Here is a 25,643-nt window from a genome sequence, read left to right as displayed (position 1 = left end):
CGGCCTTTTCCTTGCCAAACCGGATGACGTGTCGGATAGAACACCGAATTGAAGCGGAAAGAAGACTGCGAGACAAGGAGAGACCAACGTGACGATCGTGACCATTCAGGAAGAGCCGCCGCGTCAACCGCCCGTGTTGCGCTTGCTGGAATTGTCCGATGCCTATATGGCGTCGCTGTACCCGGCGGAAAGCAACCATCTGGTCGACGTATCCACGCTCGAAAAGGCCGGCGTTCACTTCTATGTCGCGCGCAGTGAAGGTAGAGTTGTCGGATGCGTCGCGCTGGTCGCCGATGGCAAGGGAACTGCCGAGATCAAGCGGATGTTCGTTGATCCCGATGCGCGCGGTCTGCGGATTGGTGCACGTCTGATGGAGCATCTTGACGCCGAGGCCCGCAGGATTGGCTTTACTGCCATCCGTCTCGAAACCGGTATCAGCCAGCCGGAAGCGATTGGCCTCTACCGTAAATATGGCTATGTCGAAATCCCGCCCTTCGGCAGCTACAAGCTGGACCCGCTCAGCTTGTTCATGGAAAAGCGGCTGTCCTGAGTGAAGAGCCTCACTTCGGCAGCAGATCGATCTTGTCGGGCGTGATGATCACCGGCGTATCCTCGTCCTTCACTTCGCGCAACCACTCGCGCCAGATCGCGACGAGAAGCGCCATGAGAACCGGGCCGATGAAAAGACCGAGGAAACCCATGGTCTTCACGCCACCCACCAGACCGAAAAAGGTCGGCAGGAACGGCAGTTTGATCGGCCCGCCGACCAGGCGGGGACGCAGCGTCTTGTCGACGATGAACAGTTCAACCGTGCCCCATGCAAACAGCGCAAGGCCGTGAACCGGCTGACCGTTGGCGACCAGATAGGTGGAAACCAGCGTGAAGGAGAGCGGAGCGCCACCCGGAATGAGCGCCATGATGCCGGTGATGACGCCGAAGGTAACGGGCGAGGGCACGCCGGCGATCCAGTAGGCCACGCCGAGAACGATGCCTTCGCCAATGGCGATCAGCGTCATGCCGGTGACGGTGGAGCTGATGGTGGCCGGCACAACGCGTGAAATACGCTCCCAGCGATTGGGCAGGATGCGCTCGCCGATGAGGTCGACCTGCGCAACGAAGGAAGCACCATCCTTGTAGACGAAGAACAGTGCGATGAGCATGAACAACAGTGTCAGGAGCAGGTGGAACGCGCCGCCGCCCGCGGCCATCACTGCGCGGTAGATATTCCCGATATTGGCGCCGCTGACGAGCTGGATGAGTTCACCGATGGCGCCCGGCGCGGCGATGTGCTTGTTCCACTGTTGTGTCAGCCACTCGCCGGCACCGGGAATGGCGGTGATCCACTGCGGAACCTCCGCGCCGACACGGTTGGCCTCGAGTGTCCAGCGAAACCAGACCTTCAACTCATCGAAAGCATAGGTCACGGCCGCGAGGATGGGAACGACGATGAAGAACAGGATGGCCAGCAATGCGAGCGTGGCGGCAACTTTTGTGTTGCCGTTCGACATGCGCACGATGTCGCGATAGATCGGCCAGCTTGCAAAGCCGATGACAAGGGCCGCGAGAACCGGAACGAGAAAGCCGTTGAAGAAGTAAACGCCTGCAGCCGCAATGAGCAGAAGAAGCCAGCGGGCAGCGGTTATCGGCGGAACGATCGGCATGCGAATGGGCGATGCGGGGCCAAGCCAGCGGGACTGGCTTTTCTCTTTTGGAGGTTGCTGAGTGTTCAAGGTATGTCGGCTTTTCTTCGTTCGCTGATTTTCAGACACCATCTATGGGCCATCAGTGTAACGCTTGCAAGAAAAGCAGGGCCTTTTTGAGGTCACAGCAGCAATCAGATGTCGAGGTTTTCGGCGAAGGCAGCGCGCTCCTGGATAAAGCGGAACCGCGCATCGGCCTTGGTGCCCATCAGGTTTTCCACGGCGTCGCGCGTGCCTTCGAAATCCTCGGTGTCGATCGCAACGCGCAACAGCGTGCGCCGTGCCGGATCCATCGTGGTTTCCTTGAGCTGGGCCGGCAGCATTTCACCCAAGCCCTTGAATCGGCTGATTTCAATCTTGCCACGCCCCTTGAACTCGGTTTCCATGAGCTCCAGACGATGCACATCGTCACGCGCATAGGCGCTCTTCTGGCCCTGTGTGATTTTGTAGAGTGGCGGCACGGCGAGATAGAGGTGGCTGCCGCGAATAAGCTCCGGCATCTCCTGATAGAAGAAGGTGATCAGCAGCGAAGCGATGTGTGCGCCGTCCACGTCAGCATCGGTCATGATGATGATGCGCTCGTAACGCAGGTCTTCCTCACGATATTTTGAGCGTGTGCCGCAGCCGAGCGCCTGAATGAGATCGGCGATCTGCTGGTTGGCGACAAGCTTGTCGCGCCCGGCGCTGGCAACATTGAGGATCTTGCCGCGCAGCGGCAGAATGGCCTGGTTGGCGCGGTTGCGCGCCTGCTTGGCCGAGCCACCTGCCGAATCGCCTTCCACGAGAAAAAGCTCGGCCCCTTCGGAGGTGTTCTGGGAGCAATCCGCCAGCTTGCCGGGAAGACGCAGCTTCCGCACCGCCGTCTTGCGGTTGACTTCCTTTTCCTTGCGGCGACGCAGACGTTCTTCCGAACGCTCGATCACCCAGTCGAGAAGTTTCGCTGCTTCCCCCGGGTTGCCGGTCAAGTAATGATCGAAGGGATCGCGCAAGGCGTTTTCAACGATGCGCTGCGCTTCCACAGTCGCCAGTCGGTCCTTTGTCTGGCCGACGAATTCCGGCTCGCGAATGAAGACCGAGAGCATGCCGATGGCCGAGATCATCACGTCATCGGTGGTGAGCTGGGCGGCGCGCTTGTTCTGCGTCATCTCCGCGTAATTCTTCAGGCCCTTGAGAAGCGCCATGCGCAGGCCGGCCTCGTGCGTACCGCCCTCGGGGGTCGGAATGGTGTTGCAATAGGAATGAACTTCCTGATCACCACCCCACCAGGCCACAGCCCACTCGACAGCGCCATGGCCACCGGTCTTTTCCGTACGCCCGGCAAAGATTTCGCGGGTCACGGTGTAATCCTTGCCTATCGATGCGGCGAGGTAGTCCTTCAGGCCATCCGGAAAATGGAAGACGGCTTTTTCCGGAATCTCACCGCCTGCCGGCAGGATAGCGGGATCGCAGCTCCAGCGGATTTCGACGCCGCCGAACAGATAGGCCTTCGACCGCGCCATGCGGAAGAGGCGCGCCGGGTCGAATTTCGCATGCGGGCCGAAAATCTGCGGATCGGGATGGAAGCGCACCCGCGTGCCGCGGCGGTTATGCACATCGCCAAGTTCTTCAAGGCCGGCGAGCGGAATACCGCGAGAGAACCGTTGGCGGTAAAGCTTCTTGCCCCGTGCCACCTCGACTTCCAGAAGGTCGGACAGCGCATTGACGACGGACACGCCGACGCCGTGCAGACCGCCTGAGGTCTCATAGGCCTTGCCGTCGAACTTGCCGCCGGCATGCAGCTTGGTCATGATGACTTCGAGTGTCGACTTGCCGGGCACCTGCGGATGACTTTCCACCGGAATACCGCGCCCGTTATCGGTGACAGTCAGGAACCCCTCGGCATCGAGGTAGACCTCGATGAAATTGGCGTGGCCGGCGACGGCCTCGTCCATCGAGTTGTCGATGACTTCCGCGAACAGATGATGCAGCGCCTTCTCATCCGTGCCGCCGATATACATGCCCGGACGCATGCGCACGGGCTCCAGACCTTCCAGAACACGGATCGCCGAGGCATCATAAGCCTCGGCCGACGATGTCGTGGGGGCGGGACGGGCCGACGCAGGTGCCTGCACGCGGGCCGGTTCGGCAGGTGCGGCTGGCTTCGCCGGCTGGTCGGGAAGGGCCATGCTGGAGAAGAGGTCGTTGCTGTTATCGCTCATCGGATCGTCTTGTCTCGTGCTTCTTTTGTTCTGACACAGATGCTTGCGCAGGCGAATCACTGCGATTCTGCCAGAAAGAACCGCGCGGTGCATGTCATGGAAAGGCCGCTGTTCCCGCGCAAAACGCCGCAAATGCCGGGCAACGGGTCAAATCCTGCTCTCAGGATTGCTTTGCCTGACGGCGGATGGCAAGGCTCGCAGGGACTTTTGAAGCCGATGGAACGACGCATGTCCACAGTTCATTTCGCCAGAGCCACGATTTTAAGCCTTTTCGCCGCACTTGCCTGCGACTGCGCGCAGGCGCAGGAAGGTCCGTTGAAGCCTTTCAAGGATGATCTTTTTACACCGATCATCATGGACCGCAGGGACGGTGGTGATTTCGAACGTGTGGATTATCAGGAAATGCGCGACATCAACGCCCGGGACGAGGAGCCCGAAAGACGGGTAAAGCGCCGTTACGTCGATCTCGGAGCGCGCAAGGCCGAAGCGCTTGAAACCTGGAACCTGCCGACTGGGCCGCTCGAACTCGGACGCGTCGGGCCAATGGCAAACAGCGCCTTTTCGGTCATCTTCATCCATGGTCGCGATGGCGACCGGCGTCTCGCCATGAACGACTATCGCTTCGGTGGCAACTTCAACCGGCTGAAGAATCTTGCGGTCCTGAATGGCGGCACATTCTACGCGCCGAGCGTGAAGACCTTCGACACCGCCGGCGCCGCTTCGATCGCAGCACTGATTGCGGAAATCTCGGCCCGTTCGCCCGGCCGTCCCGTCATCCTCACCTGTGCCTCCATGGGCAGTTTCCTCTGTTGGGGCATCAGCCGGGACGCCGGGGCGGTCTCGAAGCTGAAGGGCATGGCGATCCTGGGCGGCGCGACAGACCCCGATTATTCCAAGAGCGCGGCCTACAAGGCCCGGCTGCCGGTGTGGTTCACCCATGGCGGCAATGACAAGACCTACAAGGCAGAAGAGCAGATCGCGCTTTACGACAAGTTGCACGGGGCAGGGCAGCCTGTCCGCTTCACGCTTTTTGAAACCGGATCCCATGGAACACCGGTGCGGATGACCGACTGGCGCGCAGTTCTCAACTGGATTTTGACCAAAAAATAGGAGAGGCAAGCAAAACGAGCGGCATTTTTACGCAGTAACGTCAAAAAAACGTCATGCGTGATGAGTTTGCAGTTTTATTTTGCTAGGCTTTGCGCATAGAAAGATTGATCCCCTATTTCCTGTCTTCGTGGCTGGGGACGAAGAGGGGACAAAAGCCGAGGATCGCATCAGATGACAGCCGGGGGCCGGACTTTACTGATCCTTTGCCGGAAACCGGGGCGATGCTGCGGCGAATCTTACCATATTCCATCGAAGGCCGCCGGCCGGGCGGTCGAAAGCTTTCAATGCAACTCAGCCTTTGCCGGGCGAGACAGCGAAAGCTGCGATAAGACAAGGACTGGATATCCATGACCCCGAATGTTCGTCCGCTGGTTGCGGGAAACTGGAAAATGAATGGCACGCGCGAGGCGCTCGACCAGATCAAGGCGATTGCGGAAGGGGTGAACCGTCCGCTGTCCGAGAAGGTCGATACACTGATCTGCCCGCCTGCCACGCTGCTTTATGTGGCAACCGCTCTGGCCGAGGATAGCCCGCTGGAAATCGGTGGCCAGGATTGCCATCAGAATGTCAGTGGCGCCCATACCGGTGATATTTCTGCGGAAATGATTGCCGATGTCTTCGGCTCCTACGTCATCGTCGGCCATTCCGAGCGCCGCACGGACTATGCGGAAACCGATCATCTGGTACGCGCCAAGGCAGAGGCCGCCCATGCCGCCGGGCTGATCGCCATCATCTGCATTGGCGAAACCGCTGAACAGCGCCAGGCCGGCCAGACACTGGATGTGCTGAAGCGTCAGCTTTCCGGTTCGGTTCCGCACGAAGCAAAGGCCGCCAACACTGTCATCGCCTATGAACCCGTCTGGGCTATCGGCACGGGCGTCACCCCGACGACGGAAGACGTCAAGGTTGCCCACGCCTTCATGCGTGAGGAACTCGTCCGTCACCTCGGCGAAGAAGGTAAGACCATGCGCATTCTCTATGGTGGTTCGGTCAAGCCAAACAACGCCAAAGAGCTGATGGCCGTCGATAACGTCGATGGCGCCCTGATCGGCGGCGCAAGCTTGAAAGCCACCGACTTCCTCGCCATCTATGGCGTCTATGAGGATCTGCTGGCGTAAGACGCTCTTTCCCTGCGGGGGAAAACGTCGCACTCAGGCACAAACTGGCCCTAAAATGCGTAAGGGTCTTGGAATGGCGGTTCGCCTCATGTAAAGAGCCGCCAACCCATTTCGATTTCACCCGCGTTTTCTGCGGGGCAGGACAGGCTGCAAATGCAAAACGTACTGATCGTCATCCATCTCCTGATCGTCATTGCGCTGGTCGGTATCGTGCTTATCCAGCGTTCGGAAGGCGGCGGCCTCGGCATCGGTGGCGGTTCCGGCTTCATGTCGGCCCGTGGCACGGCCAATGCGCTGACCCGCACGACGGCCATTCTCGCAACGCTGTTCTTCGTCACGTCGCTTGGCCTCGGCCTTCTGGCGCGTTACGAAGCCAAGCCGACCGATGTGCTGGATCGTATTCCGGCCACGCAGGGCTCCGGCGCGGGCATTCTCGATTCGCTCGGCCCGGCGGGCCAGGCTCCGGCAGCACCCGCCGCTCCGGCAGCACCGGCTCCCGCCAACAATTCTGGCGTTCCGACCGGCAACTGACCGGTCTGAAGACTTCATCCGCCGGCAGGTCCCGCCTGCCGGTTTTCTTATGTCCAGCTTTTCCCCAACATGATCCCCAAAACGTGAATTTTTGGGCTGGCGGAATCGTTTTTAAAAAGGTATCCGGTGAATCCCATGGCGCGATATGTATTCATCACTGGCGGCGTGGTTTCTTCCCTCGGAAAAGGAATTGCGGCCGCGGCTCTCGGAGCGTTGTTGCAGGCCCGTGGTTATCGGGTGCGGCTTCGCAAACTCGACCCCTATCTGAACGTCGATCCCGGCACCATGAGCCCGACACAACACGGCGAAGTGTTCGTGACGGATGACGGTGCCGAGACGGACCTCGATCTCGGCCACTACGAACGCTTCACCGGGCGTTCGGCAACCAAGACCGACAACATCACCACCGGGCGGATCTACAAGAACATCATCGACAAGGAACGTCGCGGCGACTATCTCGGCGCAACGGTTCAGGTGATTCCGCACGTTACAAATGAAATCAAGGACTTCGTGATCGAAGGCAATGACGAATACGACTTCGTCATCTGCGAGATAGGCGGCACGGTCGGCGATATCGAGGCCATGCCCTTCATGGAAGCGATCCGTCAGCTCGGCAACGATCTGCCGCGTGGTTCCGCGATTTACGTCCACCTGACGCTGATGCCCTACATTCCGGCGGCCGGCGAACTCAAGACCAAGCCGACGCAGCATTCCGTGAAGGAATTGCAGGCCCTCGGCATCCATCCCGACATTCTGCTCGTACGTGCCGACCGGGAAATTCCGGAAGCCGAACGCCGCAAGCTTTCTCTGTTCTGCAATGTGCGTCCGTCCGCCGTCATTCAGGCGCTCGACGTGGCGAACATCTACGACGTGCCGATGGCCTACCACAAGGAAGGTCTGGACGAGGAAGTTCTCTCCGCCTTCGGCATCGAGCCGGCGCCCCAGCCGCGTCTCGACGCCTGGGAAGATGTGGCAAGCCGTATCCGCACTCCGGAAGGCGAAGTGACGATTGCCATCGTCGGCAAGTATACCGGCCTCAAGGATGCCTACAAGTCGCTGATCGAGGCGCTTTATCACGGTGGTATCGCCAACCGCGTCAAGGTTCGCCTGGAGTGGATCGAGTCGGAAATCTTCGAGAAGGAAGACCCGGCGCCGTGGCTTGAGAAGGTGCACGGCATTCTCGTTCCCGGTGGTTTCGGCGAACGGGGCGCGCAGGGCAAGATCAATGCCGCCCGTTTCGCCCGCGAACGCAAGGTGCCGTATTTCGGCATTTGCTTTGGCATGCAGATGGCTGTGATCGAAGCGGCACGCAATCTGGCTGGCATCGAAGACGCATCCTCGACGGAGTTCGGCCCGACCAATGAACCGGTGGTTGGTCTGATGACGGAATGGGTCAAGGGCAATCAGCTTGAGAAGCGCAATGCTTCGGGCGATCTGGGCGGCACGATGCGTCTTGGTGCCTACAAGGCGGCACTGAAGCGCGGGACGAAAATTGCCGGCATCTACGGCAATACCGAGATTTCCGAGCGTCATCGTCACCGCTACGAAGTGAATGCCGATTATCAGGCGCGTCTCGAAACCTGCGGTCTGGTGTTCTCCGGCATGTCGCCTGATGGTCTTCTGCCGGAAACGGTCGAGTACCCGGATCATCCTTGGTTCATCGGCGTTCAGTATCACCCGGAACTAAAGAGCCGCCCGCTCGACCCGCATCCGCTGTTCGCAAGCTTCATTGGCGCGGCGCTGGACCAGAGCCGTCTGGTCTGACACCGGTTTAATGCCCATTTCAAAAACCGCCCGCGCCATTCGTCGCGGGCGGTTTTCGTTTGCGCATCGCGATCTTTCTTCTTCCGTTTACGTCAACGTTGATTTATCGTGCGCAAGGTCGCCGGTTGGTGAGGAGGACTGATCCGCGGCCGAATCTGGAGGAGAAAAGATGATCATTCTCGTTGGATATACGAGCATCGAGGGGCAGACACGCAAGATTGCCTCGGCGATTGCAGAACAGGTCGAGGCGCGGGGCCACCGTGCGGTGCTGTTCGATGTCGCCACGATGGCGGAATACTCGCTGGAACGCCCGGAAGCCGCCATCCTGTGTGCGCCCGTTCACGGCGGGCGCTACCCCGCGCCGTTCTTCGATTTCGTGCACCGCGAACGTGGTTGGCTGAACGGTGTGCCTTCAGCCTTCGTATCCGTATCGCTGATGATTGCCAGCGAATATTCGGAGGAACAGGACGAAGCACGCCACTTTGCCGATCAGTTGATTGCTGAAACAGGCTGGACGCCGCGCGAGATCGCCCATGTGGCGGGTGCCTTGCGCTTTGCCGAATATGATTTCTTCAAGCGCTGGATGGTGCGCCGCATTGCGGCCAAGGCGCCGGCCGCTGAGGGCGTTTCAGGGAAGGCCGACCGCGAATTCACAGACTGGTCGCAGGTGGCCGGCTTTGTGGACGGATGGCTCGAAAAGGCGCTGGCCTACGAACCCTGAGCACTTCCTCTGGACAACGTCGTCAGCCGGTTTAAGACTGGCGGCATGTTGAACATTCTCCTTGTCGCCCTGGGCGGAGCCGCCGGGTCCGTCTGCCGCTATCTTACCGGTTTGGCTGCACTTCGCCTTATCGGTCCCGGCTTTCCATGGGGCACGCTGACGGTCAATATCGTCGGTTCCTTCGCCATCGGCTGTCTGGCGGAAGCGATCGTCAGGGGCGTGTCCGCGCCGCTCGATCTGCGCCTTTTGCTCATCACCGGCTTTCTTGGCGGTTTCACAACTTTCTCCGCCTTTTCGCTCGATGTCTGGGTGCTTTATGAGAAGGGTGCCGTAACGGAAGCCATGCTTTACGTTGCGGCAAGCGTCGTCGTTTCGCTGCTCGCGACAGGAGCTGGACTGCTCACAGTGCGCGCTGTTCTCTGAAAAGGTCGAAACGCCTTTCCTCCAGCGCGAAAAGCCGGTAAACGGACGCCTTCAAGTGACAAGGACAAGGCATCCAATGGCGGGCATCGAACATATCCCGGTCGAGGCAGACGAAGCGGGCATGCGGCTCGACCGCTGGTTCAAGATCCATTATCCCGGCCTCGGTTTCGGGCAGTTGCAGAAACTGCTGCGTTCCGGACAGGTGCGCGTCGATGGTGGCCGCGTCAAGACCGATGCGCGCGTGCAGCCCGGTCAGGTGGTGCGCGTCCCGCCCATGGAGGTGGACGCCAAGGCGCCAAAGACCGGCCCGATAGCCGGCAAGGACCTGAAGCATTCAGGCGATGCCGAATTGCTGGCCCGCATGCTGCTGCATGAGGATGACAAGGTGTTTGTGCTGAACAAGCCGGCCGGCCTTGCCGTGCAGGGCGGTTCCGGCGTAGCCCGTCACATCGACAAGATGCTGGAAGCCTGGACGAGCCCGAAGGGCGAAAAGCCGCGCCTCGTGCATCGGCTTGACCGTGACACCTCCGGCGTTCTCGTGGTGGCCCGTACCCGTGGTGCTGCTCAGAAGCTGACCGCCGCTTTCCGCGAGCGCGACACCAAGAAGACCTATTGGGCGCTGGTGAAGGGCGTGCCGCGCAAGCGCGACGACAAGATTTCCACCTGGCTCGTCAAGGAGCAGACCGAGGATGGCGATCGCATGCGTGTTGCCAAGCACGGTGAGGACGGGGCCGATCACGCCGTTTCCTATTATCGTGTTGTCGAGACGGCAGCCCATAGTCTCGCCTGGCTGGAGATGGAACCGTATACGGGCCGCACCCACCAGCTTCGCGTTCACGCGCTGCATATCGGCCACCCGATCATTGGTGATCCCAAATATTTCATCGATGATCCGAACTGGGATTTCCCCGGTGGCATCCAGAAGCGCCTGCATCTCCACGCGCGCCACATCGATATTCCGCATCCGAACGGCGGACGCCTGCGCGTGACCGCGCCACTGCCGCCACATATGGTCCAGAGCTGGAACCTGCTCGGCTTCGATCAGGACAGCGCGGAGAGTGACGACGAATGAAGCTTGTTCTCTTCGATTGCGATGGCACGCTGGTCGAAAGCGCAGCCCTCATTCATGCGGTAATGGAACAGACTTTCGAGCATTTCGGCCACGCCCGGCCGTCCATGGTGCAGACGAAGGCAATCATCGGCCTGACGCTCGACATCGCCATCGCCCGCATACAGGGCAAGGAGCATGCCGACGAGGAAGCCATCGAGATGATGGCCTATTACAAGTCCATCTTCATGGGCGTGCGCGCTACGGCAAAATATCCCGAGACCATGTTCGATGGTATCGCCGACCTGATCGCAAGACTGGCGGCGCGTGACGATGTTCTGATCGGCGCGGTCACCGGGAAATCCCGCCGGGGTCTTGAAGGCACGCTCGAAAACAACGGCATTCGCTCGCACTTCATCGTGGCGCGCACGGCGGACGATTGCCCCTCCAAGCCGCATCCGGCGATGGTTTCGGAATGCTGCGACGAAATGGGCATGACGCCGGCGCAGACGGTCGTCATCGGCGATGCGATCTACGACATGCAGATGGCGAAGGCCGCCGGGGCGAAGGCGCTCGGTGTTTCCTGGGGTTATGGTTCCGTGGAAGACCTGTTGAAGGCGGGCGCAGACCGCATCGCCGCACGCCCCGCCGATCTCTATGATATGATTTTCTGACGGAGGCCATGCCATGCGCGATTTCCTGAACGAGATAGCCGACCACGCCGACGACATGCTGAGCCATCCCGATCCGACCCGGCGCGCGCAAATCCAGATGAAGCGCCCGCTGCCCAAGCGGTTCTACAAGGATGTGACCGTTTCGGGCGATGCGGAAGCGGGCTTCTCAATCCTGCTCGATGGCCGCCCGGTGAAAACGCCGGCCCGTAACGCGCTGATGGTGCCGACCGAGGCGCTGGCCGCGCTGGTGGCCGCCGAATGGCAGGCGCAGGACACGGAGGTCGATCCCGCCAAGATGCCGATCACCCGCATCGTCAACACGGCGCTGGACGGTATCGCAACGGACACGCAATCCGTGCTTGAGGATATCCTGCGATTTTCTTCCAGTGACCTGCTCTGCTACCGCGCCGATGCGCCGGAAGCGCTGGTGACCCGGCAAGCGGAAGGCTGGGATCCGATCCTGGATTGGGCGGCGAACACGCTGGGGGCTCGCTTCGAGACCGTGGAAGGTATCATGCACCGGGAACAGCCGCGTGAAGCCATTGCCGCCTTTGGGGTTACGTTACGGAAGTACCAGTCGGCGCTGGAACTTGCCTGCCTGCACACCATAACCACGCTGACCGGCTCGGCCCTTCTGGCGCTTGCCTTTGCGGAGGGCGAACTTTCGGCCGAAGAGGCCTGGCAACGCGCCCATATCGACGAGGACTGGACCATCGAACAGTGGGGGGAGGATGAAGAGGCCTCCGCCCGCCGCGCCTGGCGCAAGGCGGAAATGCTGGCTGCCGCATCGGCATTAGCAGCCCTCAGAACGTAACGCTTTCCTAACCATAGAGGTGGATCATGCTCCCAAGAGGAGCCTTGTCCACCGATGTTCAGGAAAGCCGTATCTGCCCTGTTTCTATTGCTTGCCGTGGTCAGTCTGTCGGCTTTCCGCATGCCGGCGGCGGGAGGCCGTGGCGATGCGATGCTTTACGACGTGCGCGGGGCATTTGTGACGGCAGGTGAGGGCGTGGCGCCCGCTCTCGCCCGTGATGTGGAACAGCGCCTCAAGAGTTCCGTTCAGGCGACCATCCGCAGGGAACCCTTGCCCCGCGTCGTCGTGTCCGTCCGGCTCGATTCGATCACGCAGACGCCGTTCTTCTTCGGTCAGCGTCACAGGGCGCGATTCACGGTGAAGGCTGCCTCCGTCGCGAATGGCTCGGTCATCGCGGTCGGCGTCTATTCCGCAAGCTCTGCCAATGGCTGGGCCTTGTCGGAGAAGATTGCCCGTATTGCCGCCAAGGCGCTGTCGCTTGATCCGCCGGGCGGCATGTCGGTGGCCATGGCGCTGGAAGCTGCCCTTCAGCCCTGATTATGGCTTTTAGCGCGTCGGCATAGCAGTTCCATCGTTTCCAGAAAGGCCGAACGGTCACGCGGCGAAAACGCGGCGTTATAGCCCTTGCTTTCACCGGTTTCGCGCAGATGGGCGGATAGGTCGCGCATGGCGGTCGCCATGCCAATGTTCGTCTGGTCGAAGACACGGCCCGTCGGCCCCGTCACCAGCGCTCCGGCAGCCACGCAACGCCCGGCCAGCGGCACATCCGCCGTCACCACCACGTCACCCGCACCGGCCCGCTCGGCGATCCAGTCGTCGGCGGCATCGAACCCGGCTGAAACGATGACGTTGGTTACCATCGGATCCCGGGAAGGGCGAAGGCCGGAATTGGCGACGAACGTCACCTTCAGGCCATGCCGCTCCGCGACCTTCAGTATCTCCGCTTTCACCGGGCAGGCGTCCGCATCCACATAGATCATAGTCACTCCCCTGACGTGCCTAGCAGGGGAATTACCCTGTCCGGGCTCAGGCGGCAATGCCACACGGCGCGTCCGCGCTTTGCGGGCCGCGCAGCGCGTATATCAGATCGCTCCAGCCAGCATGGTTGAAGGCCGAAACCGCAACGGAATCGATGGCCATGAGAACCGTGGCAGCAAGTGGTGACAGGGTATCGCGTCTGTCGTCGCTCGCAGCGTCCAGCACACGGGCGATGTAGGCGAGGTCGTCGGCATTGATGCCCGCGCTGGCCTTGCGGCTGTCGGCATAGGCGCCCTGACCGCTCTGGAGCGCGTGACGCACCTGATCAAGCGCAAAGGCTACCAGGCTTTCCGGCGCACGGGGCGCGTGTTCGATGAGGGCGAGAACGAGCGCCAGTTCCTCGGTGGAGCCGATCAATCCGGCGGTGGCAAACAGACGCTGCACCAGCCCGGCCTTGGCATCATCAAGCTGGCCGCGAGGAGCCAGTCGGTTCAGCACGAAGTCGGCAATCACCGCGGTGAAATAGTCTGTCCATTCCGGACATTTTTCCCGACAGGAATTGTTGATCGCCAGAAGCGAAACGATATCCGTTTCGCATTGCACGCCCCGGGGCAGGGCGATGGTGCGCAAAATAGCAATATCCTGCGCAGTCAGAAGGCTTTTGCCGGCGATGACACATGCCGGGTACGAAAAGCGAAACTCGCTCATCCTGTTCTCCGTTTCATCATGAAACCTGAAGACAGATCATAATCCTCAACCATTGATATTGAGACAAACGATGCGGTTAAGCGGCGCTTGCCGCATTCGCTCGCATTTTATCTTCCTTTGCCCGAACCTGTTCGCGCCAGATGATAAAGAGGCCTGAGGCAACGATGATGGCGATGCCGAGCCATTTGCCGGGATTGGGGAAATCTGAAAACAGCACATAGCCAAGCACGGTCGCCGAGATGATTTCGAAATACTGGAACGGTGCGAGAAGCGACAGAGAAGCCAGACGGAAGGCCCTGACGACGAAGAGATGCAGAAAGCCGGACATGGAGCCGAGCAGCACCAGCAGGCCAAGCTCAAGCCCGTCCCGTGGCAATGATGGTACGAAGTCTGCGTGGCCGACCGCGTTTCCCGCCAGAAGCGCCACCCCCATGAACAGGGTTCCGCCTGCGCCGGCCCAAGTCTGCATCACGAGCGGCGAATCCGACTCGCCTATGGCCCGGTTCATGAACAGATAGAGACTGAACAGGAAAGCGCAGGCGACGGGTAGAAGAGCCGTCCAGCCGAAGATCTCCCAGCTTGGCTGGATGACGATCAGCGCCCCGCCAAAACCGATGACGATGGCGGACCAGCGTCGCCAGCCGACTTTCTCGCCGAGAAAGAAGGCGGACATGGCCGTCAGCATGAACGGCTCCACGAAATAGATCGCGAACACGTCAGCGAGCGGCATGTATTTGACGGCGGTAAAGAACATCAGGCTCGCCGCAGCATGCAGCGCACCGCGCAGCAGATTCATGCCCGGTCGTTTCGCCCGGAAGGCGTTGCGACCGGCGAGCATAACCAGCAACGGCAGGCAGCAGACGAACTGGAACAGGAAGCGGTAGAACGTCACCTGAGCGGGTGCCATGCCGCCATGGACAGCCAGAACCTTGGCGATGGCATCCATACCCGGCAAAAGCAGCATGCAGGCGGCCATGATGGCCATGCCCCGAAAGGGGTTTTCGGCGGTCCGTTCGGTCATGGCATTCATTCGTCCCGCACGGTGGGACCGAAAATTTCTTCGAAGGACTGGCGGATCAGTACATCGACATCCGGCATCATCACCGGCAGGCCGAGATCGACGAGGCTCGTGACCCCATAGGCGCTGATGCCGCAGGGAACGATCCCGCCGAAATGGGAGAGGTCAGGCTCGACGTTAAGGGAGAAGCCATGGAAGGTCACCCAGCGCTTCAGGCGAATACCGATAGCCGCCACCTTGTCTTCCGCCATCGAGCCATCCGGCAGCGGTGGACGTTCCGGGCGGCGCACCCACACCCCCACACGATCCTCCCGCCGTTCGCCACGCACATTCATTTTCGCCAGCGTGCGGATGACGACCTCCTCGATGGCCGAGACATAGGCACGCACGTCCTGCCGGCGGCGTTTGAGGTCAAGCAGCACATAACCAACCCGCTGGCCCGGACCATGATAGGTGTACTCGCCGCCGCGCCCGGCGTCATAGACCGGAAACCGGTCCGGTTGCAGAAGGTCATGGGCATCAGCGCTGGTTCCAGCCGTGTAGAGCGGCGGATGCTCGAGCAGCCATACAAGTTCATCGGCCTTGCCCTCGGCAATAGCGACGGCTCGCGCTTCCATTTCGGCCAGCGCTTCGGGGTAGGGCACCAGTTCATCCGAAATGCGCCAGCGCACCGGCGGCGAACCTTCGGCGGGAAGCATGGAAACATCGAGATCTGTGCGAAGCATGGCGAAAATCCTGGAAGACCGCACCGGCAAGATTTTTTTAGAGCGGGATTCGCGGCGCGATGGCCCCTTATACAGCCTGTACCGGCAAAAAACAGGCATATCCCCAACGGTGGAAAACTATTCTGTCACGCGCAAACCCTTACGGCGCAAGGCATTGCGCGGCATTGCAAAATTATCTTCAAAAAATCTTTGCACACGCTCTTGTGCGCCCAAAAAGCTTTTGCTAAATGCACCTCCGTCGCCGCAAGACGACGCCTACCACGATGCGGTCGTGGCGGAATTGGTAGACGCGCAGCGTTGAGGTCGCTGTGGGGCAACCCGTGGAAGTTCGAGTCTTCTCGACCGCACCAATAACCCGGCTTCGGCCGGGTTTTTTGCTTTTTGGACAATGGTTTAATTATCATCGCGTTCCATTCGCAACCCGCGTGGGATACGTTCAGGAAATGATGCCCTTCTTCTTTTCCCGCCACAGCGTCAACAGGCCGGACGCAATGATAAGAGCCATGCCCACGATCATTGGCGCGTCGACGCCGTCTCCGAAGATCAGATAGCCGAGCAGGATGCCCCAGAGCATCTGGCTGTATTGTGTCGGGCCGATGTAGGCTGCTGGGGCGCTTTGGGTGGCGATCATCAGCAGAACGTTGGCAAATGCCGCCAGAAGCCCATAGCCGGCCAGCAGCAACCATTGTTCCGTCGTCGGCCAGGCAAAGACCGGTGCCATGGCGATGCCGCAGATGACAAGCACGCCAAGAACATTGGAGCCATAGAGCGCGGCCCGGCTTTCGCCAGGGCCGGCGGCCCGCATGCCGATGATATTCACGGCAGCACCAACAGCCGTCAAAAGCGCCGCCACATGACCGGTACCCAGTTCCCGGAAGCCCGGCCTCAGCACAGCCAGAACACCGATAAAACCGATCACGACCGCTGACCACCGTTTTACGCCCACCTTTTCCCGAAGCGCGATCACCGAAAGGATGGTGACGAAGGAAGGCAGCAGAAAGATGAGTGCGAATGCCTCGGCCATGGGCAGCAGCGTGAAGGCCGTGACGCTGGCGGCAGTGGCTATACCCGTGGCAACAAAGCGCATCAGCCACAGCCGGCGTTTGCGTGTTTCGAATACAACCGTCCAGCGATCGCCGCGTTTCAGCATAAAGGGAATGGCGGAAAGGCCGAAGACCGCGCCGAGAAAGGCCGATTCGTAGGGCGAAAGGCCGCCCTCGATCAGTTTTACGCTGGCATCGCTGAGCGAATAGATCAGGAACGCCGCAAAGGCCGTCAGGATGCCCTTGATCGTCTGGTCGGAGGTCAATGTGGCGCAATCCGAAGTGTGGCCATCTGTCAGACGGCCCGTGAAGGAGGGAACGGGCAGGGGTGCGGGCCCCTGCCGGAATCAGTTGAGTTTCTGCTGTTCACTGCTCTTTTCGGCCGCAATTTGCCTGAAAGCATTCGCCAGCATGTCAGGCGTTTGTGCGCCGCTGATGGCATATTTGCCGTCAATGATGAAAAAAGGCACACCGGCCACGCCCATGTCCCGCGCGGCGGCGATGGCCTGTTCAACCGTATCCTTGTCGGCATCCGAACCAAGCAGAGCGGTTATGACCCGGCTATCCATGCCGCACTCTCCGGCGATTTCGGAGAGAACCGCGCGGCTGCCGATGTTGCGGCCTTCCTCGAAATTCGCCTTGAACAGCGCGGAAACAACGGCATCCTGCATGTCCGGTCCCTCGATGCCCGCCCAGGTGATGAGGCGGTGAGCATCGAGCGTGTTCGGGCCGATCTTGATCGCATCGAAATCATAGGCGATGCCAACCTCGCGTCCAAGCGCCTTGAGGTTCTCGTGGATGCGCGCCACGTTTTCCACACCGCCCAGTTTCTCGGCCAGTTCCTTCTGGTGATCGACCCCTTCGGGCGGATAGTCCGGATTGAGCTGGTAGGGTTGCCAGAAAACTTCCGTGGATATGCTGTCCTGAACTTCGGCAATGGCGAGTTCCAGTCGCGCCTTGCCCAGATAACACCACGGGCACACGACATCGGAAACGATGTCGATTCGAATGGACGTCATTATAAACCTCGTTGTGTGGCGGGCACCGCCGTAAGTTTATTGCGCCCGCTTGTCCCACCAGACCGGAAGCTGGTAGCCGTAAAGCGGCACCTTGTCCGGATGTTCGATATGCGCCCGCCGGGCGATCCATTGTTCACCGATATGATAGAGCGGTACGACGTAGTTTCCAGCCATAAGCAGGCGATCATAAGCCCTGACGGCGGCCAGGAAGTCCTCCTGCGAACGCACGGTCAAAACCGTTGAAATCATCCGGTCCAGATCTGGATCCGAAGTGCCGGCGAAATTGTCGCTGCCATTGCGATCCCGCGACGTGCTGGCCCAGCGCCCTTCCTGCTCCACGCCGGGCGAAAGCGAGGAGGTGAAGGCCTTGATGATCACATCGTAATCGAAAGCGATGGTCCGGCTTTGATATTGCGAATCATCCACCGTGCGAATGGTTACGGCAATGCCGAGCGGTTGCAGCGAACGCTGCCAGGCAATGGCGAGCTTTTCCTGGTCCGGCGTCTGCGTCATCACCTCGAAACTCAAGGGTTTGCCGGATGTGTCGACCATCTTGCCATCGCGAATGGCATAGCCACCCTGCTTGAAAAGATCGACCGCCTTGCGAAGCTGGTTGCGGTCGCGGCCCGAGCCATCGCTGACCGGCAGGCGGAACGAGCCGTCAAGAAGAGCCGGTGAAATCTTGTCCCTGGCCGCGCCGAGTATCTCCAGTTCCCGTTGGCTTGCCGGCTTGCCGAAGCTGGAAAGCTCCGAGTTCTGCCAGAAGCTCTGGGTGCGCGTATAGGCGCCTTCATAAAGATTGCGGTTCGCCCACTCGAAATCGAAGGCCGTGGCCAGTGCTTCACGCACTTTCACATTGGTGAACTGGCTCCGCCGCGTGTTGAACACGAAACCGAGCATACCGGACGGCAGGGCAGGCTTGAACACTTCCTTGATGGCTTCGCCGGAAGCGACTGCGGGAAAATCATAGGCGCGCGTCCAGTGGACCGGATCGCCATCGGCGTAGATGTCGACAGCCCCCTTTTTGAAAGCCTCGAACAGAGTCGCGTCTTGCAGGAAATACTCGACGGCAATCTCATCGTAATTGTCGAAGCCGATCTTGGAAGGCAAATCCTTGCCCCAGTAATTCGGATCGCGCTCGTAAACGATGCTTTCACCCGGCTTTACGGTCTTGACCTTGTAGGGACCTGAGCCCATCAGCGGCGTCAGCGTCGACTGGTCGAACGTATCCACGGACGTCGCATGTTTCGGCAGGATCGGTACATTCAAACCGAGAATGAGCGGCGTTTCGCGATCGGCCTTTTCGTTAAACGTGAAGCGCACGCTGCGTTCGCCCACCTTCTCCATCTTCGCCACCGAATCGAGCCGTTTGCTGAAGGGCACGCGACCCTTGTCGCGCAGCACCTCGAAACTGAAGATCACGTCATCCGCAGTCACCGGCTGGCCATCCGCCCAGCGGGCCTTCGGGTTGAGGTTGAACTGGATGAAGGTGCGGTCATCATCCCATTCAACTGTTTCCGCCAGAAGGCCGTAGAGAGAAAAAGCTTCGTCGCGCGAGCGCTGCATGAGCGTTTCGACGACGAGGTTACCGAACTGCGGATCCCACATGCCGCGTGCCGTTGTGCGCATGCTTTTCAGGATGAAGGGGTTGAGATTATCGAAGGTGCCGACGACACCGTAGGCAATCCGGCCGCCTTTTTTCACATCCGGATTTACGTAGGGAAAGTGCTTGAAATCTGCTGGCAGCGCCGGCTCCCCATGCATGGCGATACCGTGAACGGGTTGGGCGGCAGCAAAGCCCGAAACGAGCGTAAAGGCCAGACAGGCGATCAGACGGCGCATTCCAAATCTCTCCGGGGGGTAAGCGATTCGGCTGAGGCTAACACAAGGTGGCCTCTTGCCAATATTTTCTTGACCCACCCGTTTAGGCGACCCGAAAAGACCAAAGTAAAGCTGGATATTGCCTTTGCGCCCGTGTAACAGGTGTGCGGGAAGCGGGGGCCATGTAATCGCCTCATTTGCCAAGCAGGTGACGAGCAAGCAACCCCGACCAAGGGAGCTGCGCCAGCGGCTTCGGGAGCGGATTTCAGGAGACGGAAACGTTATGACGTTCATGCCAGCGAAAACCATGCGGACGGCCATGTCCGCGCTTGTTCTTTCTTCGGCTGCCTTCGCAGCGCCGGCCGCCATGGCCCAGGACGCTGCCGCGCCGCAACAGGGTGGCACGCCGCCGCTCGGTTGGTACAAGACCTGCGCCAAGCAGGAAGACAGCGATGTCTGCGTAACGCAGAACGTCGTTCTGGCTCAGAACGGCCAGCTCATCACCGCTGTTGGCCTCATCAATGTCGAGGGTAAGGTCAATCGCAAGATCCTTCAGGTCTCCGTTCCCTCCGCGCGCCTGATCCAGCCGGGCATCATGATGCAGATCGACGGCGGCAAAGGCCAGAAGCTCGATTATGCCGTTTGTCTTCCCGACAAGTGCACGGCTGAACTGCCGCTGACGGATGCCGTGATCGCCAGCCTGAAGAAGGGCAATGAGGTCGTTTTCACCTCGATCAACTTCCGCCGCGCGCCGAACCCGATCAAGATTACCCTGAGCGGCTTCTCCGGCGCTCTTGATGGCGCGCCGATCTCGCAGTCGGAACTCGCCGAAAGCCAGCGTAACCTGCAGGACAGCATGCAGAAGAAGGCCGAGGAAGCCCGCAAGAAGCTTGAGGACGCCCAGAAGGCTGCAAAGACCCCGTAAAGAGCTTATAGACTGACGTCTGTACCTTTCGAAAACCCCGGTCGTGCGACCGGGGTTTTTTTGTTTGCTCTGAGTTTGACAAGGGTGACGGATTGCAGAGATGCCAAAAGCAGAAAGCCCGGCCAGAGGCCGGGCTTTCAATGGATAGACTGTGACAGAGATCAGCGCTTGTCTGTCGGCACGTAGTCGCGCTTCGCAGCGCCCGTGTAGAGCTGGCGCGGACGACCGATACGCTGCTGCGGGTCTTCGATCATTTCCTTCCACTGTGCAATCCAGCCAACGGTGCGGGCGAGAGCGAAAAGCACCGTGAACATCGTCGTGGGGAAGCCGAGCGCGCGCAGCGTGATACCGGAGTAGAAGTCGACGTTCGGGTAGAGCTTCTTCTCGACGAAGTATTCGTCGGACAGGGCAATGCGCTCGAGTTCGAGAGCAACCTGCATCAGCGGGTCATTGCCATGGCCGGTGGCTTCCAGAACTTCATACATGGTCTTCTGCATGATCTTGGCGCGCGGGTCATAGCTCTTGTAGACGCGGTGACCGAAGCCCATCAGACGGAACGGATCGTTCTTGTCCTTTGCCTTGGCGATGTATTCCGGAATGCGGTCGACGGTGCCGATCTCTTCCAGCATGTTGAGGCAGGCTTCGTTGGCGCCGCCGTGAGCAGGGCCCCAGAGGCATGCGATACCAGCCGCGATGCAGGCGAACGGGTTGGCGCCCGAGGAGCCGGCGAGACGAACGGTCGAGGTCGAAGCGTTCTGCTCATGGTCGGCATGCAGGATGAAGATACGGTCCATGGCGCGGGCCAGAACCGGGTTCACCACATATTCTTCGCAAGGTACGGCGAAGCACATGCGCAGGAAGTTTGCGGCATAGTCGAGATCGTTCTTCGGATAAACGAAGGGCTGGCCGACATGGTACTTGTAGGTCATGGCAGCGATCGTCGGCATCTTCGCGATGAGGCGCATCGAAGCGACCATGCGCTGATGCTCGTCGGTGATGTCGGTGGAATCATGATAGAAGGCTGCCAGCGCACCAACGGTGCCAACCATGACGGCCATCGGGTGCGCGTCGCGGCGATAGCCGGAGAAGAACTTCGTCATCTGCTCATGAACCATCGTGTGGTTCGTGATGCGCGCATCGAAATCCTTCTTCTGTGCGGCGGTGGGAAGTTCGCCGTAAAGGAGAAGGTAGCAGGTTTCGAGGAAGTCACCCTTTTCAGCGAGCTGTTCAATGGGGTAGCCGCGGTGAAGCAGCATGCCGATATCGCCGTCGATATAGGTGATCTTGGATTCGCACGATGCCGTGGAGGTGAAACCCGGGTCGTAGGTGAAGGCGCCGGTGTGCTTGTAAAGTGTCGCGATATCGATCACGTCCGGACCGATTGTGCCGTGGCGAACGGCGAAATCGACCGTCTTGTCGCCCAATGTCAGAGTGGATTTATCCGTCATGCTGATCCTCCAAGTGCGATTACGGCACATTTAAGGCGCCGCAGGTTAAGCGTCCGTGACGTTAGCTATATGATCGTAAGCCTTATGCCAACCTAGCCAAAGGGCAAATGCCCCCGTTGTTTTAGGGTAAACAGTGTCTTAGGTGGTCGAGCGAGATGTGGCCTAGCGATGCTTTCGGACGGGAACGAACCACCCGGGACATTCCTTGTCCTCTGTGCGGCTCTGGGACATATTGCTCTTTTGCAATCCTGACGGCAAGCTTGAAACGGAGTGACGAACCGACAATTTCATCATGATAAATGGATCGTATACGACGCTGGAGAGGCGATGCCGAAGGCGGCAAATAACAAGGATTTCCTTGGGATTCCGGTAAACGACCGTGCAGGTTCGCAGCCTCCCGCAAGGCTTGAGGGTGGCTTTGTCATAAGCAAGGCGGCTGAACCACCCATCGCCGAAGAACACGTAGAGGCGACTAAAGCCGCCGGATTTTCTCAGCGATTCGCGTCCTTGGTCGAGACCGAGATAGCGCACGGTCGCGCCTTTCTCTTCGCGCCGGTTTTCCTCGGCCTCGGCGCCGTTCTATGGTTCGGTGCCGAACAGGACCCCAAGCCGGCGATTTTTCGCGTCCTCCTGTTCATGGGGGGCGTTCTTACCCTGATGTTCAGGAGCAGATTACCCGCCGTCAGCCTGCCTGCTGCTGCCATTGCGCTTGTTGCGGCAGGCATGTGGCTCGCCGCAAGCGAAACCGCACACAAGGCAACTATTCTTCTCGACAGCCCCGTAACCGTCAATTTGACGGGCAGGGTGGTTTCACGCGAGGCGGTGGCCGGCGGCGGCTTCCGCTATATCGTTGATGTCCTTGAAACAGCCAACCCTGTCCTGAAACGTCCGCCGCGCCGGGTGGCGCTGATTGTTCGGGCACGTCACGCCACACTGGCCGATGGACAGGGAATTGCCGGCCGTGCCCGCCTATCACCACCATCCGGGCCGGCTATGCCGGGGCTGACGGATTTCGCCTTTTCCAGCTACTTTCAGGAAATCGGCGCCATTGGATTCTTTTACGGTGCTCCGCACCCCGCAGTCATTGACGCTCTGCCTCAAAACTTTCGAACCGGCGCTCGGGCCTGGATCAGCCACCTTCGCAGCGTCATCGGCGAGCGTATCCGCAGCATCATACCCGGTGATGCGGGAGCCTTCGCGACAGCCATGGTCACGGACGAACGACGCGCCATGACCCGGGAGACCGCGGAAGCACTGAGGTTGTCCGGCCTAGCGCATATCATCGCCATTTCCGGTCTCAACATGGCGCTGTCCGCCGGTATCTTCTTCGTCGGTCTTCGCATGGTGCTCAGTCTGCATCAGGGTTTCGCGCAATCCTTCCCTATCAAGAAACTCGCAGCGGTCGGTGCGCTGGCAGGCGTGACCGCCTATTACCTTTTGTCGGGCTCTGCCGTATCCGCCGAGCGCGCCTGGCTTATGATGTCGATCATGCTTATCGCTGTGTTGATCGGTCGACCGTCGATCAGCATGCGCAACGTTGCACTGTCCGCGCTCGTCATTCTCATTCTTTCGCCGTCTGATGTCATGGGCGCCAGCTTCCAGATGTCCTTCGCCGCGACGGTCGCACTGGTTGCCGGTTACGCGCTTCTCAAGGACAGCGGGCGGGAGGATGCTCGCCCTTCCGCACTGCCGGCCAGGGCACTCCTGATAAAAGGATGGCACTTTGTCTGGGGCATTGCGCTGACCTCCATCATTGGCGGTGTTTCGACGGCGATCTTTTCCATAGCCCATTTCCAGCAACTGGCACTGTGGGGGCTACCGGCCAATCTGGCGGCCATGCCGATCGTGTCGTTTATCGTCATGCCCGCCGGCCTTCTCGCCATGCTGCTGATGCCGTTCAGTCTGGATGCATGGCCACTACGGATCATGGGGTTTGGCCTCGAACTCGTGATCGATGTGGCCAAAGAGGTGGCCTCCTGGGGAGGCGAGGGTGGGGCAGGCTTGATGCCACCCTACGTCTTTTCCCTCGTCGTTATCGGCTTCCTGCTTCTCACGCTTCTCAAAACCCGTCTTCGTCTGGCCGGCGCCATCATTATCGCGGCAACGCTCGCCTCGACTGCCATCCTGCCGGGTAGGTCAAAACCCGCCATCATCGTCGCAGAAGGTGGCGATCTCATCGGTCTTATCGGCGCGCGTGGCATCGCAACCAATCGCGAACGGCCTCCTTCCTTCATCTTTTCCCAATGGCGGCGGGCGTTGACGACATCGGCCCACCTGAGGCCGACCATGCTGCGTGGCGTATCGGGCAGCGGGCAACGGGACAAGATCCGTCACCGCACGCTCAATGCCGACGAGGAGCAGGCGGCGCAGAAAGAGATGACGCTCGTCTTTTCTGAAAGCGAACCGGACCGCTTCACCTGTCAGGAAAAGGCGTGGTGCGCTGCGCGTTACCGTCACGGCCTGAGCGATGAGGTGCGCATCGTTTACGCTGAAGATGCGGCCTTTATCGGCATTGCCTGCCAGAGCGCGGACATCATCATCACGCCGGTGCGCCTGCGGCAATCCCGCTGCCCCACCGGTTCCAAAGGGTCGAAGGCATCTGACACGGGGAGCAGGGTCTCTTCAGGTGAGGTATCAGCAGGCCGAGGCACCATAACCCGACTGCTTACCGCAACGCATCTGAGCCGCAGCGGGTCGATCACCATCCGTTTCGAAGATGGCAAAGCAGACCGAATGCAGATCGAAACCGCCCGCAATAATACTATTCGCCCTTGGACACGTCATCGGCTCTACGACTGGCGCAGCGACCGTTTTGTGGATGACTCGGTCGAGACAACGTCATCGCAACTCAGTGATAGCGACGAATAAGGCCAACAAGCTTACCCTGAACCTTCACCCGATCAGCCGCGAAGATTCGCGTTTCATAGGCAGGGTTTGCTGCTTCAAGCGCAATCGAAGCGCCCTTGCGGCGGAATCGCTTCAGCGTCGCTTCCTCGTCGTCAACGAGGGCAACCACGATATCGCCGGGACTTGCATTGCTGACATTGCGAATGATCACCGTATCGCCATCGAAGATGCCGGCTTCGATCATCGAATCGCCCTTGACCTCGAGTGCATAGTGCTCGCCGGTACCGAGCATGTCGGCAGGAATGGTGATCTCATGGGTGTTGTGCTGGATCGCCGCAATCGGCACGCCGGCTGCGATACGGCCCATCACCGGAACGGACACCACCTCGTTCTCGTTCGATGCTGCCTTGGGTGGCGCGACAGGTTGCGGCTTGCCAAGGCTACCCTCGATAACGCTCGGCGAGAAACCGCGCCGGACTTGCTGAGGCGGTGAATAGGCCTCCGGCAGCTTGATGACCTCCAGCGCCCGTGCGCGATTGGGCAGACGGCGAATGAACCCGCGCTCCTCGAGCGCCGTAATCAGGCGATGAATCCCCGACTTCGACGCGAGATCGAGTGCATCCTTCATTTCATCGAATGAGGGCGGCACACCAGATTCCTTCATTCGTTCGTGAATGAAGAGTAGCAATTCCTGCTGCTTGCGCGTGAGCATCGGTCCCCCAAAAGAATCTTGAAACAAATACAGAACGGACACTATATGTTCGGCTTGTGTTCCGCAAGGCGATTTTTTCCGGATAAATACTGGTATCAGCCGCGCCAATATATTTCGCAAAAGCAAAACACGGCTGAAGTCATGCGCGCCGTTCGCAAAGCTTTGCGATTACAGATCAACTGGCGTGGAAAGATTTAAGGGGAAAGTGGTGAGCGCGCAGGGATTCGAACCCTGGACCTACTGATTAAAAGTTAGTCGTTTTAGAATTTTGGAACTTATTTGAAGACTTCGAGATCGT

The 25,643-nt window shown here is 59.8% G+C and carries 25 protein-coding genes and 1 tRNA gene; 15 read left to right on the top strand and 11 right to left on the bottom strand.

The genetic code is table 11. The features are described 5' to 3' along the window. The first annotated feature begins 88 nt into the window (after window positions 1-88). Entirely contained in the window at window positions 89-550 is a 462-nt protein-coding gene (locus GGQ66_RS04930) for a GNAT family N-acetyltransferase (RefSeq protein WP_183790034.1), read from the top strand. Between the two features lie 10 nt (window positions 551-560). Here the strand turns inward: GGQ66_RS04930 and GGQ66_RS04925 are convergent, their stop codons facing one another. Further along, window positions 561-1,730, bottom strand: coding sequence for an AI-2E family transporter (locus GGQ66_RS04925; protein ID WP_370686291.1), 1,170 nt, complete (start codon window positions 1,728-1,730; stop codon window positions 561-563). Between the two features lie 104 nt (window positions 1,731-1,834). Beyond that, window positions 1,835-3,865: a DNA topoisomerase IV subunit B gene (parE, locus tag GGQ66_RS04920; RefSeq protein ID WP_370686295.1), complete on the bottom strand. Its 2,031-nt coding sequence runs from the start codon at window positions 3,863-3,865 to the stop codon at window positions 1,835-1,837. A gap of 261 nt (window positions 3,866-4,126) precedes the next feature. Between parE and GGQ66_RS04915 the strand changes: the two genes are divergently transcribed. The 10 genes from GGQ66_RS04915 to GGQ66_RS04870 all read left to right on the top strand — a co-directional run bounded on the left by GGQ66_RS04915 (window position 4,127) and on the right by GGQ66_RS04870 (window position 12,638). Then, on the top strand, window positions 4,127-5,008 hold the full coding sequence (locus tag GGQ66_RS04915; RefSeq protein ID WP_306414063.1) for an alpha/beta hydrolase: 882 nt from the start codon (window positions 4,127-4,129) through the stop codon (window positions 5,006-5,008). A 347-nt stretch (window positions 5,009-5,355) separates the two neighbouring features. After that, window positions 5,356-6,126: a triose-phosphate isomerase gene (gene tpiA, locus GGQ66_RS04910; protein ID WP_183790026.1), complete on the top strand. Its 771-nt coding sequence runs from the start codon at window positions 5,356-5,358 to the stop codon at window positions 6,124-6,126. A gap of 153 nt (window positions 6,127-6,279) precedes the next feature. After that, window positions 6,280-6,657: a preprotein translocase subunit SecG gene (secG, locus tag GGQ66_RS04905; protein WP_183790024.1), complete on the top strand. Its 378-nt coding sequence runs from the start codon at window positions 6,280-6,282 to the stop codon at window positions 6,655-6,657. Between the two features lie 135 nt (window positions 6,658-6,792). Further along, the gene (gene pyrG, locus GGQ66_RS04900; protein WP_183790022.1) at window positions 6,793-8,421 is read left to right on the top strand and encodes a CTP synthase; all 1,629 of its coding nucleotides are present in this window, start codon (window positions 6,793-6,795) and stop codon (window positions 8,419-8,421) included. 169 nt (window positions 8,422-8,590) lie between these two features. Then, window positions 8,591-9,142, top strand: coding sequence for a flavodoxin domain-containing protein (locus GGQ66_RS04895; protein WP_183790020.1), 552 nt, complete (start codon window positions 8,591-8,593; stop codon window positions 9,140-9,142). 45 nt (window positions 9,143-9,187) lie between these two features. Further along, window positions 9,188-9,565 carry a fluoride efflux transporter CrcB gene (crcB, locus tag GGQ66_RS04890; protein ID WP_183790018.1) on the top strand — a complete coding sequence of 126 codons (378 nt, stop codon included), beginning with the start codon at window positions 9,188-9,190 and terminating at the stop codon, window positions 9,563-9,565. Window positions 9,566-9,641: 76 nt separating this feature from the next. Then, complete coding sequence (locus tag GGQ66_RS04885; protein WP_183790016.1) at window positions 9,642-10,637, top strand: RluA family pseudouridine synthase; 996 nt, start codon at window positions 9,642-9,644, stop codon at window positions 10,635-10,637. Next, window positions 10,634-11,287, top strand: coding sequence for an HAD-IA family hydrolase (locus tag GGQ66_RS04880; RefSeq protein ID WP_183790014.1), 654 nt, complete (start codon window positions 10,634-10,636; stop codon window positions 11,285-11,287). The genes GGQ66_RS04885 and GGQ66_RS04880 overlap by 4 nt, the downstream gene beginning before the upstream one ends. 13 nt (window positions 11,288-11,300) lie before the next feature. Then, window positions 11,301-12,101: an ATP12 family chaperone protein gene (locus GGQ66_RS04875; protein ID WP_183790012.1), complete on the top strand. Its 801-nt coding sequence runs from the start codon at window positions 11,301-11,303 to the stop codon at window positions 12,099-12,101. Between the two features lie 54 nt (window positions 12,102-12,155). After that, window positions 12,156-12,638: a hypothetical protein gene (locus GGQ66_RS04870; RefSeq protein WP_183790010.1), complete on the top strand. Its 483-nt coding sequence runs from the start codon at window positions 12,156-12,158 to the stop codon at window positions 12,636-12,638. Here the strand turns inward: GGQ66_RS04870 and GGQ66_RS04865 are convergent. The 4 genes from GGQ66_RS04865 to lipB all read right to left on the bottom strand — a co-directional run bounded on the left by GGQ66_RS04865 (window position 12,629) and on the right by lipB (window position 15,530). Continuing rightward, complete coding sequence (locus GGQ66_RS04865) at window positions 12,629-13,081, bottom strand: YaiI/YqxD family protein (RefSeq protein WP_183790008.1); 453 nt, start codon at window positions 13,079-13,081, stop codon at window positions 12,629-12,631. The two genes, GGQ66_RS04870 and GGQ66_RS04865, sit on opposite strands and share 10 nt — an antisense overlap. 46 nt (window positions 13,082-13,127) lie before the next feature. Then, window positions 13,128-13,787, bottom strand: a complete 660-nt coding sequence (locus GGQ66_RS04860) for a hypothetical protein (protein ID WP_183790006.1) — start codon at window positions 13,785-13,787, stop codon at window positions 13,128-13,130. Window positions 13,788-13,863: 76 nt separating this feature from the next. After that, window positions 13,864-14,808 (bottom strand): DMT family transporter, encoded by a 945-nt coding sequence (locus GGQ66_RS04855; RefSeq protein WP_183790004.1) that lies wholly within the window; start codon window positions 14,806-14,808, stop codon window positions 13,864-13,866. 5 nt (window positions 14,809-14,813) lie between these two features. Beyond that, window positions 14,814-15,530 carry a lipoyl(octanoyl) transferase LipB gene (gene lipB / locus GGQ66_RS04850; RefSeq protein WP_183790002.1) on the bottom strand — a complete coding sequence of 239 codons (717 nt, stop codon included), beginning with the start codon at window positions 15,528-15,530 and terminating at the stop codon, window positions 14,814-14,816. On the opposite strand from lipB, the gene GGQ66_RS04845 reads away from it, so the two are divergent. Continuing rightward, window positions 15,529-15,831 carry a hypothetical protein gene (locus GGQ66_RS04845; RefSeq protein WP_183789999.1) on the top strand — a complete coding sequence of 101 codons (303 nt, stop codon included), beginning with the start codon at window positions 15,529-15,531 and terminating at the stop codon, window positions 15,829-15,831. The genes lipB and GGQ66_RS04845 overlap by 2 nt on opposite strands. After that, a tRNA-Leu gene (locus tag GGQ66_RS04840) sits at window positions 15,796-15,880 on the top strand. The genes GGQ66_RS04845 and GGQ66_RS04840 overlap by 36 nt, the downstream gene beginning before the upstream one ends. A gap of 86 nt (window positions 15,881-15,966) precedes the next feature. On the opposite strand, the gene GGQ66_RS04835 is transcribed toward GGQ66_RS04840, so the two are convergent. The 3 genes from GGQ66_RS04835 to GGQ66_RS04825 form a co-directional block, all read right to left on the bottom strand. Beyond that, window positions 15,967-16,839 (bottom strand): DMT family transporter, encoded by an 873-nt coding sequence (locus GGQ66_RS04835; protein ID WP_183789997.1) that lies wholly within the window; start codon window positions 16,837-16,839, stop codon window positions 15,967-15,969. Window positions 16,840-16,920: 81 nt separating this feature from the next. Further along, window positions 16,921-17,592 (bottom strand): DsbA family oxidoreductase, encoded by a 672-nt coding sequence (locus tag GGQ66_RS04830; RefSeq protein ID WP_183789995.1) that lies wholly within the window; start codon window positions 17,590-17,592, stop codon window positions 16,921-16,923. A 36-nt stretch (window positions 17,593-17,628) separates the two neighbouring features. Continuing rightward, window positions 17,629-19,434, bottom strand: coding sequence for an extracellular solute-binding protein (locus GGQ66_RS04825; protein WP_183789993.1), 1,806 nt, complete (start codon window positions 19,432-19,434; stop codon window positions 17,629-17,631). Window positions 19,435-19,696: 262 nt separating this feature from the next. On the opposite strand from GGQ66_RS04825, the gene GGQ66_RS04820 reads away from it, so the two are divergent. Beyond that, entirely contained in the window at window positions 19,697-20,338 is a 642-nt protein-coding gene (locus GGQ66_RS04820) for an invasion associated locus B family protein (RefSeq protein ID WP_183789991.1), read from the top strand. 161 nt (window positions 20,339-20,499) lie between these two features. Here GGQ66_RS04820 and gltA read toward each other — a convergent pair whose 3' ends face one another. Continuing rightward, complete coding sequence (gltA, locus tag GGQ66_RS04815; protein WP_183789989.1) at window positions 20,500-21,786, bottom strand: citrate synthase; 1,287 nt, start codon at window positions 21,784-21,786, stop codon at window positions 20,500-20,502. A gap of 507 nt (window positions 21,787-22,293) precedes the next feature. Between gltA and GGQ66_RS04810 the strand changes: the two genes are divergently transcribed. Beyond that, on the top strand, window positions 22,294-24,654 hold the full coding sequence (locus GGQ66_RS04810) for a ComEC/Rec2 family competence protein (RefSeq protein WP_237358790.1): 2,361 nt from the start codon (window positions 22,294-22,296) through the stop codon (window positions 24,652-24,654). Here GGQ66_RS04810 and lexA read toward each other — a convergent pair. Then, window positions 24,635-25,345, bottom strand: a complete 711-nt coding sequence (lexA, locus tag GGQ66_RS04805; RefSeq protein ID WP_183789985.1) for a transcriptional repressor LexA — start codon at window positions 25,343-25,345, stop codon at window positions 24,635-24,637. The genes GGQ66_RS04810 and lexA overlap by 20 nt on opposite strands. Window positions 25,346-25,643 lie beyond the last annotated feature (298 nt).

The organism is Allorhizobium borbori (genome assembly GCF_014196535.1).
GTDB classification, from domain to species: domain Bacteria; phylum Pseudomonadota; class Alphaproteobacteria; order Rhizobiales; family Rhizobiaceae; genus Ectorhizobium; species Ectorhizobium borbori.
The sequence above is the reverse complement of the archived record's forward strand: the minus strand, read 5'-3'. Positions and strand labels throughout refer to the sequence as shown.